Below are 14,375 nucleotides of genomic sequence, written 5' to 3'. Positions count from 1 at the left end.
AATACTTTGAGGAAATCTAAAATCTTAATTCTAAAATCTAAAATTTACTTAGGTCTATCTTCTTTCTTTACTCCAAAATTCGCAGATGGCTTGCTTCCCATATACAATTTCAATTCACCGCCTTTTACAATCATATCCTGAGTGATATAGGATTTTGTATAAGGTTTTCCGTTGAATTCTGCTTTTTGAATGTACATATTTGAAGCACTATTGTCGATTGCTTTTACGGTAAATGAAATTCCTTTTTTATAATGAATTGTTGCTGTATTTACTAGTGGACTTCCTAAAACGTAAACTCCATTTGCTGGATTAACTGAATAAAATCCCATTGAAGACAAAACATACCAAGCCGACATTTGGCCTAAATCTTCATTACCGCACAATCCGTCAGGTTTTGTTGAGTAGAATTTATCGTCGATTTCACGAATTAATTTTGCCGTTTTCCAAGGTTGTCCCGCAAAAGCATATAAATATGGAATATGATGATTTGGCTCATTTCCTTGTGCATATTGCCCAATTAGACCACTGATGTCTGGTGAAACTTCTTCGCCTTCCACTTTATCTGTTATTTGAAAAAGTGAATCTAATTTAGCCAAAAATTTACTTTCGCCTCCAAACAAATCAATCAAGCCATAAGGATCCTGAGGAACCAACCAAGTATATTGCCAAGCATTTCCTTCAACATAATCGTCTTTTCGATGCGCCGATGAAAGCGGATTAAACGGCGTTCTCCAATTTCCATCTGTCAATTTTCCGCGCATGAATGTGGTTTCTTTATCAAAATAAAGTTTGTATAAATTCGCTCTTTTTGAGAAATAATCGTAGTCTTCAGTTTTGTTTAAAGCTTTTGCCACCTGTGCAATGCAATAGTCGTCAATAGCATATTCTAAAGCATTTCCAACACTTTCCAACATTTTGTCTGCTGGAATGTATTGCAGTTTTTGAACATAATCCATTCCGTCGCGAGTTTGCATAGCTGTTTTTTTCATGGCTTCATAAGCCAAATTCACGTCATAATCGCGATATCCTTTCAAGTAAGCATCTGCAATTACCGCAATCGAATGATTTCCGTTCATGGTATTGGTTTCATTTCCCATTAAATGCCAAACCGGCAATCTTCCTTGCTGTTCGTAAATTGCCAAAAATGATTTTACAATGTCATTGATTTTATCCGGTTGCGTAATTGTATATAATGGATGAAGTCCGCGGTACGTGTCCCAAAGTGAAAAAGTAGTGTAGTTTGTAAAATTTGCTTTTTCGTAAACCTTTTTATCTGTTCCTCTGTAGTCTCCGTTGGCATCATTAAAAATGGAAGGAGCAAACATCGTGTGGTACAATGAAGTATAAAAAACTTTCATTGTTTTATCGTTTCCTGTGATCTGAATTTTATTTAATTCTTTATTCCATTTTGAAGAAGCCATTTTGACTGTTTGATCAAAATCCCAATTTGGAATCTCTGCTTTTATATTCGCTAAAGCATTTTCAGAGCTTACCGGAGAAATTCCGACTTTAACTAAAACTTGTTTGTTTTTTAATGTTCCAAAATCCAAAACTGCTTTCATTTTCAAACCTTCGCCTTCATTTCCTGAAACTGGCGTTTTATCGTCGTATAAAGCTATATTTGAAATTGGTTCAGAAAATTCCATTGTAAAATAAATACGTTGATCTGTAGCCCATCCTGCCGAAAAACGATAGCCTGCCAGCGTCGTAGCATTTATTTTTTTGATAAAAGTTTTTACAGGTTTATCCCATCCAACTCCATCAGCTAAGTCTAGTAAAACATGAGCATCTGATGTCGAGTTAAAAGTATATTTATGAAAACCAACTCTTTCACTGGCTGTCAATTCGGCTTTGATTTTATATTTATCCAAAATGACACTGTAATAACCTGGCTTGCTCACTTCGTTTGCATGCGAAAAATAAGAGCCGTAACCATTTGTCATATCTTCTTTTGTGCCTTTAAAAAGTGGCACTTTTCCCGTAACCGGCAGCAATAAAATATCATTCAAATCGCCAATTCCGGTACCGCTTAAATGTGTATGCGTAAATCCTAAAATAGTATTGCTTGCATAATTATAACCGCTGCACCAATCCCAGCCTTCAAAAATATTTACAGGTCCTAACTGAACTGCCCCAAAAGGAACATTTGCTCCCACAAATACGTGGCCATGCCCCGCCGATCCGATAAATGGATTTACATATTTTGTGTAATCTACACTATTTTGATTTGCGCTTTTTTTCTGCGCATCAACAGGATTTGCAAAAAACAAGTTTAAAGCGAAAATACCGCTAAAAGCTATTTTGGTGTATTTTGTAAACATATTTTTTTTTAAAACTTCTAAGATATTGAGATGCTGAGGCACTAAGTTTTTTTCTAATCTTTCTTACACTAAACAGCTCAATATCTATTAATTAATATTTATTCAAAACATCATAAAGCGAATAAACCTTCAAAGCTGGCTTCTCAGTTTTGCCTTCAAACGTAATTGTTTTTTCTTCTCCTTCTTTCAAATCAAAATAATTGTCGCTCCACTTTCCTGTATAGCCTTTTATGGAAACGTATACATATTTTGCTGCTTTTAAAGCTTTTAAAGTGACTTTATTTCCTGAAATTTTATAACTGATTTTAGGATCTTCTAATTTCAGATTAATTGGTCGCGTCAAATCGATTTCCGGTTTTTTGTCATCTCGATAAGCTTCTTTCATGGCATACCATGCCGCTTTTGGTTGGCGATCGTAATAATCGGTTACGCTCCAACTTGCTACCGGCCAGCAATCGTTGAGCTGCCAAACCAAAGTTCCCATATTGTAAGGTGCTTTTGAACGATGAATTCCGATAATATTTTTTAAAGAATAATATTGAAGACACTGTGTGAGATACGTATAATCCTCAACACTCATTTTCTTAATTTTAGCTTCCTCAATAAAATAGCGATTCAAATACGAATCCAATTTCATGAAACCTTTTCCGGCTTTTTGATGTGCTTCTAAAACATCTGAATATAAATAACGATCTTCTGGCAATGTAAACGCTTCAATAGAAGAGTAATTTGGCATGGCTTGCATTCCGTACTCGCTTACAAATCGGCCAGTCTTTTTCTGAACGACTTCAATATCTTCTAATCCCCACCAAGTTCCCCAATAATGGCTATCAGCAGATGTCAAACTGTTTGCTTTTGACCAATGAAGCATTGGCGACGAGGTAACATAAGGTCTTTTATTGTCAACTTCTTTTACCCATTTCGGAATACTATCGTGAAACAAACGAACATAATCATGCCATAAACGTGTTGAATCTTGTTTAGACATATTCATGCTTTTTTGCCAGCCCCAACTTTTGAAAGCTTCATCAGCTTCATTATTTCCGCACCACAAAACAATACTTGGATGATGACGAAGACGTTTTACCTGATATTGGACTTCCGCTTTTACATTTTCAAAAAAAGCTTTGTCACCAGGAATCATTGTTCCTGCAAACATAAAATCCTGCCAAACATAAATTCCGTTTTTATCACATAAATCATAAAAATAGTCATCCTCATAAATACCGCCTCCCCAAACACGAAGCATATTCATATTGGCATCTTTAGCCATAGAAATCACTTTTTCGTATTCTTTTTTTGTCACTCTCGAGAGAAAAGCATCTGACGGAATATAATTAGCGCCTTTCATATAAACTGGCTTTCCATCAATTTTAAAATAAAATGATTTACCTACACTGTCAGGCTCTTGAATCAGTTCTATTTTTCGATTTAACACATAAGGTTTCTCGGGTGTTTTTTTATCATACACTTCTAAACGAGGTGTCTTCCAAATACCGCAAGTGGTAAATTTTGGTCCCCAATCCCATCCAAAATGATATTGCGCTTTTCGAACATAGGCACGCGGATTATCGGGAATCACAAAAGGCAGATCTTTTTTGGCTAATGAATCTGCTACATTTTGAGCCGATTTAAATACGATTACCAAATCATTGTTTCCAGATTTCAACAGATTTTTAACTTCAACACGCCATTGACGAAACATATTATCCGCTTTTAAAACCTGCTTATTATTCAAATAAACCGTCGCATAAGTATCTAATCCGTCAAAAACCAATTCGGCGTTCTTCTTTTTTAATAAGGCTGGTGTTATTTGAAAAGTGGTTTTATATTCCCAATCTTTCTTTTCAATCCATTGCAGTTTTTTTTCGTTATCTCTGTAAAATGGATCCGGAATTGTTTTGTTGTTCAACAAATCGGTATGAACTTCACCTGGAACTGTTGCAGGAAACCATTTTGCAGTTTTCGTTTCACGAAATTGCCAGCCTTCTTTTATATTTATATTTTGGGCATTGGCAACAAATGAAAAACTTGTTGCACAAATGCCCAAAAACCAATAAACTCTTTTTTTATAATTCATTTCAACTAAATGCCAAGTTAATTTTTATCGCAAAGGATCGCCGGCAGGTCGAGAAGGACAATTGATAATACAATTATTTCCTTCTCTTATATATGTATCAGAATAATAGTAACTAACAAAATATCACTGAAATCATTTTCTTTTTACGGCTGCCAAGCTTAACTTATTTCTTATTATGTATTGCAAAAGCAATTATTCTTATTTTCTTTTTCTTTTGTGATTCTTTTTCTAATGCTAAAATCAGCAAACCACATTATACTTAAAATAAGCCGGGAACCGCAGGATACTTCCCAGCTTAATTCAACTTAACTAACCAAAATTCAACCATTAAAAACTATTAAAGTCCCTGCTCTGAATTTAATTTTTTATGTGTTTTGTTTAAAATATTTTCTTTGTTTGCGGGCTTTCATCGGCCCTGAGCTTTTATTTTTATCCTAAAACGATTTAGTAAAGTTTCAAAAAAAAACGAAACGTTTTTTTCCTTTTTTCTTGAATTTTAAAAATCAGACAGACTCCCTAATAATTAAATCACCCTTCTTTAAACTTTTTTCAACTTCAAACGATTCCATATTTGTCATTTGGCTCATCAACAATTCTATTGCCTTAACACCAATATCAACGATTGGTTGCGCTATTACAGTAATTGTTGGAGTATGCAATTTAAAACTGTCATGATCATCAAAACTAATAATCGAAATATCTTCAGGAATACTAATTCCCATTCCTCTTAAAGCTTGAAGTCCAGAAAGTCCCATATAATTTGTCAAAAACAAAACAGCATCAATTTCTGTGTTCTTCTTAAAAAATTTCACAAGACCATCAATTCTCGTTTCTTCATTGCTATGATAATCCAAATGCAGCACAAGGCTTTCCTTGTACATCCCTTCTTCTTTCAAAGCGTCTTTATAGCCATCTTCCCTCAACTTCATCTGAATCATTTCAGAAGTATTGTTAACGACAGCAATATTTTTACGATTTTTTTTAATCAAAAATTTAGTGGCCGAATATGCCGCTTCGTAATTATCCATCACGACATGGCTCACATTTTGTCCCGGAAAATACCTGTCGATCAATACCATCGGCTTTTTAAGCTTTAGGAGAAGATCAATTTTCTCTTCAAGATTTTTAGTCGGCGTAATAATAAATCCGTCAACATTTGCCTGCAAAAGACTATGTATCAATTCTTCAGAACGTTCATCATCATCTCCTGTACTACAATAGAAAACCCTATAATCAATATTTTTTGCTTCGTCTTCGATTACACGAGCAAGATCAGAAAAGAATTGATTTGAAATATCCTCAACAATAAGTCCGATCGATCTCGTTTTTCCAGTTCGCAGACTGGTTGCAATCATGCTCGGCCTGTAATTGAGTTTTTCTGCTACATCTTGTACTTTCTTAATAACAGCTGCGCTGATTCCCATTTTTTCGCCTTTACCATTGATAACAAAAGATACTGTAGACACTGAAACTTGAGCTTCTGTCGCAATATCCTTTATTGTAATCTTTTTCATGTAATGCGTTAATTTGTTGGGTTATCCTTAATCGTAATCACAAATATAAACAAAAATAACAACTAAAACGATTTTGTAAAAATTATATTTAAACAAATCATTTTTTTATCGTTAATATCAAATAAAATTCTCTACAATTATAAGATTTTTACATTTAATAAGCACTTAAAACACGTACTTATTTTTAAAAACAAATTTTAAAGAATTTAATCTTCTTAAATTATTTTAATTATTATGTAACACATCGATACAGATTCAATAAGAGATAATTCAAATAAATTCGTATTTTTAATACTAAAATTTCAAGATCGAAAAAAACATAAAAAATTGCACGGCTAATTGACGTTAAAATCTCATTTTTGCAACCAAATTAATTTACACAGAAAAATGGATATAGTTAAATTTAAAATTACATCGAAAACGATAAAAGTTGAGGTACGTAATTCCAATAATTACGTTTTTAATTTTAACACTGCCTTAGAAATTGAAAAAGCAGACCGAGATGTTTTGTTAAAACTATACAATGCTTTAGATCTTCTTTTCAAGAAAGAAAATGCTCCTGAAATAAAAAACTACATTTCGCCTAACCAAACTAATATCTTGGATCAAATTTCTGCTGCCACAAATGGCGATAATTTAGAGCAGTAAAATATCTGTTTTTACTTCTAGGCAAATTTTAGGTACGCTTTTTGAAATATAGAATTAATAACAATTAAAAAATTAAATATTATGAAATCATTTAAATTTTTAGCAACAGGAATTTTGTTTTTCACAGTCTACTTTTCAAATGCACAGGTAAATGTGAATGTAAATATTGGAACGCCACCTGCTTGGGGCCCCGTTGGATATACTGATGTGCGTTATTACTACTTGCCAGATCTTGAAACTTATTATGATATAAATACCGCGAATTATATTTACATCAATAATGGAAAATGGATTAGAACAAGATCGTTGCCTACCGTTTATAGAAATTATGATCTTTACAACGAATATAAAGTTGTATTGACTGATTACAGAGGAAATTCGCCTTACGACAATTTCAAAACGCATAAAGTGAAATATGGTAAAGGCTACAAAGGAAAACCTCAACAGACCATTGGGCCAAAACCAGGAAAAGAAAATAACAAACAAGGAAAAGATAATGGAAACCATGGCCATGGAAATAATGGAAATGGGCATGGAAATGGAAAACATTAATCGTTAATCTTAAATTTCAACAACTCATTTATTGAATTATATTAAAAACCGCTAAACTCCTTTAGCGGTTTTTTTATGTTCGTTTTTTTCCAAAATTGCAGAAGCACCTCCAAATTAAAAAACAATTCCATTTTGTAACATTTTCTAATAACGACGACAAATCTTCAATAAAATTACGGTTCTTTGCAACTTGTTACATTCTTAGATTGAAATTGATCAATTTTTGAATACAATAATATTGACTCCAATGAGTTTTCACTAGTTAAAAGCTAGTCGCGATATTTTTCGTTATGGACAATAAAAAATTTATTTTAAGTTTAAAAAAAGGTAATGAAGAAGCTTTTAAGGAAGTTTACTTCAACTACTACGACAAACTGAAAAATATTGCCAAACGATTTAATTCTCAAGTATTAACTCCCGAAGATTTTGTTCAGGAGACTTTCATTCGATTATACAATAAAAGAGAATTGCTCAACGAAGATGTTTTGTTGGACAAACAATTATTTGTCATTTGCAAAAATATCATCATCAATCACATCAACAGAGAAAACAAAATAATTCAGCTTGACAATTTTCAAGTTGAAGTTGCACAAGAAGAAGTCGACACGGCAATTTTTGATGAAAGAAGTGAAAAATTACACAATTTCATCAATCAGCTTCCAGAACAGCAACAAAAAATATTCACTTTACACAAACTGGAAAACCTTAGCTACAAGGAGATTGCAGAGCTCACAGATCTTTCTGAAAAGACTATCGCCAATCATATTTATCTTGCCAGTAAATTTATTCGAAAAAAAATCGAAAACCATTAGGAACTTTTTTGTTCTCGTTTGTTATATCTAAAAACAAGAATAAAAAATGCACATCGAAGCGTACAAAACTAATGTCAGAACTAAAAAAGAAGCCAATTTACTTGTGGCACTTTTACAATTCGTCATTTCTGACTGTATCATAAATTTTGACAAAAAAGGTCAAGAAAACATCCTCAAAATCGAAACCAATCGTGACATCAAAGAAATGGTGTACGGTGTTTTTACCAAACAAGGTTTTCAGTGCCAAATCATTTAACCTTAAAAAATGGATAAAAAAAAATTTGACGAAGAGTTCAAAAAACTATGGAGTGAATCTCCGCTTTCTCATTCAGACAATGAAAAGGAAGCTTCATGGGAACAATTTCATTCTAAAACTTTCGCTACGAAAAAACGAAAACTAAGACCTTGGCGCTACTATTCGGTGGCAGCGGTTTTGCTTTTTGTTCTTATTGGAACTGGGATTTATTTCAATAACAAACCGCAACAGGAAAGTATTATTCTGGCCGAAAATGTAATTGAAAATACAACTTCGAAAATAAAATATGTGGTTTTGCCGGATGATTCAAAAGTAGAATTAAGTCCGAATTCTAAAATTTCATACGGCGCTAATTTTGCCCTAAACCGAAAAATAGAAATTGATGGCGAAGTTTATTTCAAAGTCAAAAAAGACAAACAACATCCTTTCCAGGTTTTTTGCAATGAAACCACAACCACAGTTTTGGGAACTTCATTTATCGTTAATGAAACAGAAGACGAAAAAGTAACTGTTGAACTTTATGAAGGAAGCGTTCAAATGAATGTAAAAGGAAAAGATCAACAATGGATTTTAAAACCCGGCGAGAAATTCACTTACGGAAATCAAATTGCTTCAGTAGAAGAATTCAGCCGATTTATAGATTTTGACAATGAAAAACTTTCTGTTTTAAGTCAATATATTGAGAAAAATTATGGCTATAAAGTAATTCTTCCATCAGAAAATCTAGACCAAAAAATCACAATCCGAATCAATAAAAAAGAAGATTTAAAAACAATTGTACAATTAATATCAGAAATGTATAACCTAAACTTTGAAATAAATGAAGATTTAAAACAGATTACTTTTCAGTAGAAAAGAAAAAAGGATGCAAGCCGCGAAACTACACATCCTCCTTATATAGTCAGAATAACACGAAGTTATTCCATTCAATAATATTCAAAAATACAAAAATTCATGAAGCATATAATTTCAGCATGCTTTTTTTTACTCAGCTTAAGTATGTCTGCACAAAAGGTAAATGTTACTGTAGATCAGCATATGACCTTAAAAGAATTTTTCAAACAGATTGAAAATCAAACCGATTTCAAATTTGCCTTTACAGATCAAATTGATACTGACAAAAAATATTTCACAAAGAAAAATACCTATAAGCAAATCGAAATCGACAAGCTCATTTCTGAATTAAACAAAACCGCTACCATACAATTTTCTGTTGTTGGCAATAATATTTTTGTGAAACAGAAATCGCAATCTCATAAAACGGCTAAAAAAAAAAACAAGCTGAAAGGTCAGATTATTGATGATGAAAAACAGCCCGTTATTGGTGCTAATGTTTTTATTAAAGAATTAGAAACTGGCACCGTAACGGATTATAGTGGAAAATTCAATATAGAAGTTCCAGATGGTACTTACACTTTTGTGATCAGTTACGTTGGATTTAAAAATCAAGAAAAAGAAATCACAATTTCTGATGATGCGACTATTAATTTCAATATCGAATCAGACAGTCAGCAATTGGGTGAAGTTATTGTAACCACCAACAAAGCCACTGATATCAAGAACACTCAAATGAGTGTCAACAAACTTTCGATGCAGGAAATCAAAAGAATTCCGGTAGCAATGGGCGAACCAGATCCTTTAAAATCAATTTTGACTTTGCCTGGAGTTACGAATGCTGGAGAAGCTTCATCTGGTTTTAATGTTCGCGGAGGCGCGGCTGATCAGAATTTGATTCTTTTAGACGGCGCTCCCGTTTATGCAGATTCTCATATGTTTGGATTTTTCTCGATTTTTAATGCCGATGCCATCAGCGGTTTAGAACTTTATAAAGGCGGAATTCCTTCTAAATATGGAGGACGTGTTTCTTCTGTTTTGGATGTTACGCAACAAACCGGAGATTTTCAAAATTATAAAGTCAATGGAGGAATCGGATTAATTTCGAGCCGACTTTTGGTTCAAGGTCCAATTCAAAAAGACAAAGGTTCATTTATTGTTTCGGGCCGAACTTCATATGCGCATTTATTTTTGAAACTGGCTGACAATAAAAACTCGGCAATGTTTTATGATTTGAATGCAAAATTCAATTATCGTTTTAATGCTAATAATAGTTTGGCTTTCTCTGGTTATTTTGGAAATGACGTTTTTGATATCAATGATCGTTTTTCAAGTAAATATGGAAATACAATGGGAATTTTAAGTTGGAAACATAAATTTTCAGATCGTTTGAACACCAATCTTTCTGCATTTTACAGTGATTATAAATTCAACTTAGGGCTTTCTTCAGAAAATTTTGAATGGGACAGCAACATCAAAAGCTACGGATTGAAGTACAATTGGTTTTATCAGAAATCAGAAAAATTCAAAATGAACTACGGAATTGATGGTCTGTATTATAATTTTAATCCAGGAGTTGTGCAGCCAACAAGCTCTGATTCGCAGTTTAATTATCAGCAATTAGACAAAAAATATGCTTTAGAAACTTCAGCATTTATTGATTTTGAAAATCAGATTACAGAGAAACTGAATTTCCGTTATGGGCTTCGTTACAGTATGTTTTATCGTTTAGGTTCAGAAGAAATCAGTACTTATGAAAATGATCAAGCTGTTGTTTTTAATCCGCTTTATAATATATATCAGGAAGGAACTCCTACCGGTTCTATATATTATGGAAAAGGAAAAAAAATAAGCAGTTTTAACAATTTTGAGCCGAGAGCAGCTTTGTCTTATGCTTTCAACGAAAATACTTCTGTAAAAGCAAGTTATAACCGAATGGCGCAATACATTCATATTTTATCGAATACGCAGTCGCCTCTTCCAATGAGTATCTGGACGCCAAGCGGGCCATTTACCAAACCGCAAATGCTGGATCAATATGCAATGGGCTATTTCAAAAATTTCAAAGACGGAGATTATTCATTTGAAGGAGAATTATTTTATAAAAATGTTCAAAACCGAATTGATTACATTGACGGAGCTGATGTTTTGGCCAACAATAATATTGAACAAGTTATCCTAAACGGAAAAGCTAGATCTTACGGAATGGAGTTATTGCTGAGAAAAAATACTGGCAATTTCACTGGATGGATTTCTTATACGCTATCTCGTGCGCAACAAAAAACACCAGGAAGAACTCCAGACGAGCCAGGAATTGCAAATGGCGATTGGTATTTATCAGGTTATGACAAGCTTCACAATTTAAGTGTTGTTGGAAGTTATGAATTAAACCCAAAATGGTCTTTTAATAGCAATTTCACTTTGCAGTCAGGTCAGCCAGTGACATATGCAAATGGTTATTATGAATTTGGCGGTATTCACGTTCCGAATTATTCTTTAAGAAACGAAAATAGGTTGCCACTTTTTCATCATTTAGATGTTGCCGCAACTTATACGCCAAGACCAGAGAAAAAGAAAGGATGGCAAAGCTATTGGGTATTCAGCATCTACAATATTTATAATCGAAAAAATGCCGCGTCGATGAATTTTACAACCAATGAAGATACGGGACTGAATGAAACTAGAAGACTTTCAATCTTCGGAATTGTACCTGGGGTTTCTTATAATTTTAAATTTTAATGCTATGAAAAAATTAAAAAAATACAGCATCATGAACAAAGCATTGGCATTATTGAGTCTATTTTGTTTTTTGTTTTTCAGTTCGTGCGAAGAAGTCGTAGATCTTGATTTGGAAACTGGCGAAACTAAACTTGTAATTGACGCCGAAATAGTCTGGAAAAAAGGAACTTCAGGAAATGAACAAACCATTAAAATCAGCAAAACAGCACCTTATTACAATGGCTCAACGCCAAAAGTTTCTGGTGCGCAGGTAAGAGTTGAAAACAGCAATGGCGATGTCTTTACTTTCACCGAAGCTGAGGCAGGAATTTACAAATGCACCAATTTTGTGCCTGTAATCAACATGGATTATAAATTGTTTGTTCAAGCTGAAGGACAAAGTTTTACAGCTGTCGAAAAACTGACTTCGACAACTCCAATTGATAAAGTAGAACAGAAAATTGTTCCTGATTTTGGCGGAAAAGATGCAATTGAAGTCACTTTTTATTACAAAGATCCAGCAGATCAAGTCAATTTTTATTTAACCGATTATCAAAGCGAATTTTTAATTTTTCCCGAATATGAAATCACAAACGATGATTTTTATAATGGAAACGAAATTAGCACGAGATATTCCAATGAAGATATGAAGCCAGGAAATACTTTAAAAATTTTGCATCGCGGCATTTCTAAAAACTTTTTCAATTATATGAAATTGATTTTGGAAGCTTCAAACTCAAATCCTTTTCAAGTTCCTCCTGGAAATATCAGAGGAAATATTGTAAATACCAACGATGTCAATAATTATGCATTAGGCTATTTTAGGCTATGCGAAGCTGATCAGGTTTCTTATTTAGTAAAATAGATTTTTCCTAAAAACACAAAAGGCTGTTTCAAAAGAATAGCTCCTTTTTTACAAGCTTCAGAGAAGCTAAATATCTATAGTAAAGAATATACGTTTACAATATAAAGCTCCCTCGGAGCGACATCTTTTTTCATAATCTAAAAGTATGTCGCTCCGAGGGAGCTTTTTTATCTATCTTATTAAAATGCTATAAATATTTTACCCCGCTGGGGTTTTTATCTTCAAAATATTTTTATAAATATTCTTTCAAACCAAAAGAATTGCCCTTTTGAGACCGCACTTTATATTTAAATCAATCCTAAAATTTTGCCATAAGCAATCGCTGCTTTATGTACTTGCACAGTCCAATCTTCGGCTGCATTATCATCAGCTCCATCAGAAATGTATTTCAGGCATAAAAACGGAATTTTTTCTTTCATTGCAATCATTGCTAAAGCATAAGCTTCCATATCTACGACATTATAGACATCCGAAGAATGCTCCATTTCGAAATTATCTCCTGTTCCACAGATTCCTTCTTTCATATTATCCATTTTCAAACCATATTCCAAAACTGGCGGCAAACCTGATAATGGCGTTTCATATAATGCAAAACCCAAACCGCGAACATCCATGTCTCGTTGCACAAATTTGGTACAGCAAATTACTTCGCCTTTTTGAAAACTGCTGCTTCCTGCAGATCCAAGATTTATGATTATAGAAGGTTTTTTGTTTTGAATTGCTTTCGACAATTCATAAGCTGCATTTACTTTTCCAATTCCTGTAAATAAAGTATTATTTTCTTTAAAAACTTCTGCTGCTTCAGATTCAAGGGCAAAGCAGAATAATATATCTTCAACGGCAAAAGATTCCGTTTGATTAATTTTTATCATGATTGATTTTAATTTTCAGTTGACAAAAATACGTTTAAATTCAAGAATCAATCAAAAATCACAGAATCAATTCTTCAAAAATTGGATCTTGCAAAAGCGCCTGAGATAACGATTCCATTGATTTTTTGGAGGCATGTACCTGCCATTCTAAAGTAATATGATCTTGATTGCGACGCTGAACAATTAATTTTGATTTTATATCATATTCCGAGAAAAGTTCTTTGCATATTTTATGGCCGTCTTCGCCACACTTAAATGTAATACGAAGTATTTTATGTTCATTGCTGATGTCAATTTTATCTTGAAGAACGGTAAGCATTGTCAAAATCAGAAGAATCATTAATGCGGCACAAGCCGAAGCAAAATAATAACCCGCTCCTACTCCCATACTCACCGCCGCAACTGACCAAATTGTCGCCGCAGTTGTAATACCGCTGACATGACTGTCTGATCTAAAAATTACTCCCGCACAAAGAAAACCTAAACCCGTTACAATGTTTGAAGCAATTCGGTCCGGATTTCCAGAGCCTCCAATCCAAATCGACATGAATGTAAAAAAACAAGCGCCCACAGAAATCATTATTGTGGTTCGAAGACCTGCTGCTTTTCCTCTATATTCTCTTTCAGCACCAATTAACGCTCCCCAAAATGCCGCTAAAAGCAATCTAATAACGATTTCTACTTCCATTGAAATTGTATTTTTCAGTTAAAATTACGCAAAAAACACAAAACCTTCAAAATCGAAAATGATACTGAAGGTTTTGTACTTTATCAAAAATTAATTTTAGGGCTTTTTAATTGCAATCCATGTTTTTTTTCAACACATAGAAACATAGATTTTATTTAATAAATAACTAGGAAGAGGAAAGAAACTAGTTTCTAAAACATAGCCCACTATGTTTA

Annotated in this window: 12 protein-coding genes; 7 read left to right on the top strand and 5 right to left on the bottom strand. The window is 33.3% G+C overall.

Features of this window, described 5'->3' with window-relative positions:
* Positions 1-44 precede the first annotated feature (44 nt).
* The 3 genes from EYY60_RS05175 to EYY60_RS05165 all read right to left on the bottom strand — a co-directional run bounded on the left by EYY60_RS05175 (position 45) and on the right by EYY60_RS05165 (position 5,915).
* Complete coding sequence (locus EYY60_RS05175; RefSeq protein ID WP_132988327.1) at positions 45-2,321, bottom strand: GH92 family glycosyl hydrolase; 2,277 nt, start codon at positions 2,319-2,321, stop codon at positions 45-47.
* Positions 2,322-2,412: 91 nt separating this feature from the next.
* Positions 2,413-4,401, bottom strand: a complete 1,989-nt coding sequence (locus tag EYY60_RS05170; RefSeq protein WP_132988326.1) for a beta-mannosidase — start codon at positions 4,399-4,401, stop codon at positions 2,413-2,415.
* A 503-nt stretch (positions 4,402-4,904) separates the two neighbouring features.
* On the bottom strand, positions 4,905-5,915 hold the full coding sequence (locus EYY60_RS05165; RefSeq protein WP_132988325.1) for a LacI family DNA-binding transcriptional regulator: 1,011 nt from the start codon (positions 5,913-5,915) through the stop codon (positions 4,905-4,907).
* Positions 5,916-6,302: 387 nt separating this feature from the next.
* Here EYY60_RS05165 and EYY60_RS05160 point away from each other — a divergent pair, with 387 nt between their 5' ends.
* From EYY60_RS05160 to EYY60_RS05130, 7 genes are all read left to right on the top strand, one after another.
* Positions 6,303-6,563, top strand: coding sequence for a hypothetical protein (locus EYY60_RS05160; RefSeq protein ID WP_132988324.1), 261 nt, complete (start codon positions 6,303-6,305; stop codon positions 6,561-6,563).
* 81 nt (positions 6,564-6,644) lie between these two features.
* Positions 6,645-7,115, top strand: coding sequence for a hypothetical protein (locus EYY60_RS05155; RefSeq protein WP_132988323.1), 471 nt, complete (start codon positions 6,645-6,647; stop codon positions 7,113-7,115).
* A gap of 290 nt (positions 7,116-7,405) precedes the next feature.
* The gene (locus EYY60_RS05150) at positions 7,406-7,927 is read left to right on the top strand and encodes an RNA polymerase sigma factor (protein WP_132988322.1); all 522 of its coding nucleotides are present in this window, start codon (positions 7,406-7,408) and stop codon (positions 7,925-7,927) included.
* Positions 7,928-7,973: 46 nt separating this feature from the next.
* Complete coding sequence (locus EYY60_RS05145; protein WP_132988321.1) at positions 7,974-8,183, top strand: C1 domain-containing protein; 210 nt, start codon at positions 7,974-7,976, stop codon at positions 8,181-8,183.
* A 9-nt stretch (positions 8,184-8,192) separates the two neighbouring features.
* Positions 8,193-9,035, top strand: a complete 843-nt coding sequence (locus tag EYY60_RS05140) for a FecR family protein (protein ID WP_132988320.1) — start codon at positions 8,193-8,195, stop codon at positions 9,033-9,035.
* A 102-nt stretch (positions 9,036-9,137) separates the two neighbouring features.
* Entirely contained in the window at positions 9,138-11,756 is a 2,619-nt protein-coding gene (locus EYY60_RS05135) for a TonB-dependent receptor (protein ID WP_132988319.1), read from the top strand.
* A 4-nt stretch (positions 11,757-11,760) separates the two neighbouring features.
* Entirely contained in the window at positions 11,761-12,600 is an 840-nt protein-coding gene (locus EYY60_RS05130; protein ID WP_235832293.1) for a DUF4249 domain-containing protein, read from the top strand.
* A gap of 287 nt (positions 12,601-12,887) precedes the next feature.
* On the opposite strand, the gene EYY60_RS05125 is transcribed toward EYY60_RS05130, so the two are convergent.
* Both EYY60_RS05125 and EYY60_RS05120 read right to left on the bottom strand, forming a co-directional pair.
* Positions 12,888-13,472, bottom strand: coding sequence for a 5'-methylthioadenosine/S-adenosylhomocysteine nucleosidase family protein (locus EYY60_RS05125; protein WP_132988317.1), 585 nt, complete (start codon positions 13,470-13,472; stop codon positions 12,888-12,890).
* Between the two features lie 58 nt (positions 13,473-13,530).
* Positions 13,531-14,160: an MgtC/SapB family protein gene (locus EYY60_RS05120; RefSeq protein ID WP_132988316.1), complete on the bottom strand. Its 630-nt coding sequence runs from the start codon at positions 14,158-14,160 to the stop codon at positions 13,531-13,533.
* Between the last annotated feature and the right edge of the window lie 215 nt (positions 14,161-14,375).

This window comes from Flavobacterium zhairuonense (assembly GCF_004352915.1).
In the GTDB taxonomy this organism is placed as follows: Bacteria; Bacteroidota; Bacteroidia; order Flavobacteriales; family Flavobacteriaceae; genus Flavobacterium; species Flavobacterium zhairuonense.
This window is presented reverse-complemented; position numbering and strand designations above follow the sequence as displayed.

Bases quoted from the DNA above. Each gene is read 5' to 3' on its own strand.
- EYY60_RS05175 (WP_132988327.1), bottom strand. From the start codon at position 2,321: ATGTTTACAAAATACACCAAAATAGCTTTTAGCGGTATTTTCGCTTTA.
- EYY60_RS05170 (WP_132988326.1), bottom strand. From the start codon at position 4,401: ATGAATTATAAAAAAAGAGTTTATTGGTTTTTGGGCATTTGTGCAACA.
- EYY60_RS05165 (WP_132988325.1), bottom strand. From the start codon at position 5,915: ATGAAAAAGATTACAATAAAGGATATTGCGACAGAAGCTCAAGTTTCA.
- EYY60_RS05160 (WP_132988324.1), top strand. From the start codon at position 6,303: ATGGATATAGTTAAATTTAAAATTACATCGAAAACGATAAAAGTTGAG.
- EYY60_RS05155 (WP_132988323.1), top strand. From the start codon at position 6,645: ATGAAATCATTTAAATTTTTAGCAACAGGAATTTTGTTTTTCACAGTC.
- EYY60_RS05150 (WP_132988322.1), top strand. From the start codon at position 7,406: ATGGACAATAAAAAATTTATTTTAAGTTTAAAAAAAGGTAATGAAGAA.
- EYY60_RS05145 (WP_132988321.1), top strand. From the start codon at position 7,974: ATGCACATCGAAGCGTACAAAACTAATGTCAGAACTAAAAAAGAAGCC.
- EYY60_RS05140 (WP_132988320.1), top strand. From the start codon at position 8,193: ATGGATAAAAAAAAATTTGACGAAGAGTTCAAAAAACTATGGAGTGAA.
- EYY60_RS05135 (WP_132988319.1), top strand. From the start codon at position 9,138: ATGAAGCATATAATTTCAGCATGCTTTTTTTTACTCAGCTTAAGTATG.
- EYY60_RS05130 (WP_235832293.1), top strand. From the start codon at position 11,761: ATGAAAAAATTAAAAAAATACAGCATCATGAACAAAGCATTGGCATTA.
- EYY60_RS05125 (WP_132988317.1), bottom strand. From the start codon at position 13,472: ATGATAAAAATTAATCAAACGGAATCTTTTGCCGTTGAAGATATATTA.
- EYY60_RS05120 (WP_132988316.1), bottom strand. From the start codon at position 14,160: ATGGAAGTAGAAATCGTTATTAGATTGCTTTTAGCGGCATTTTGGGGA.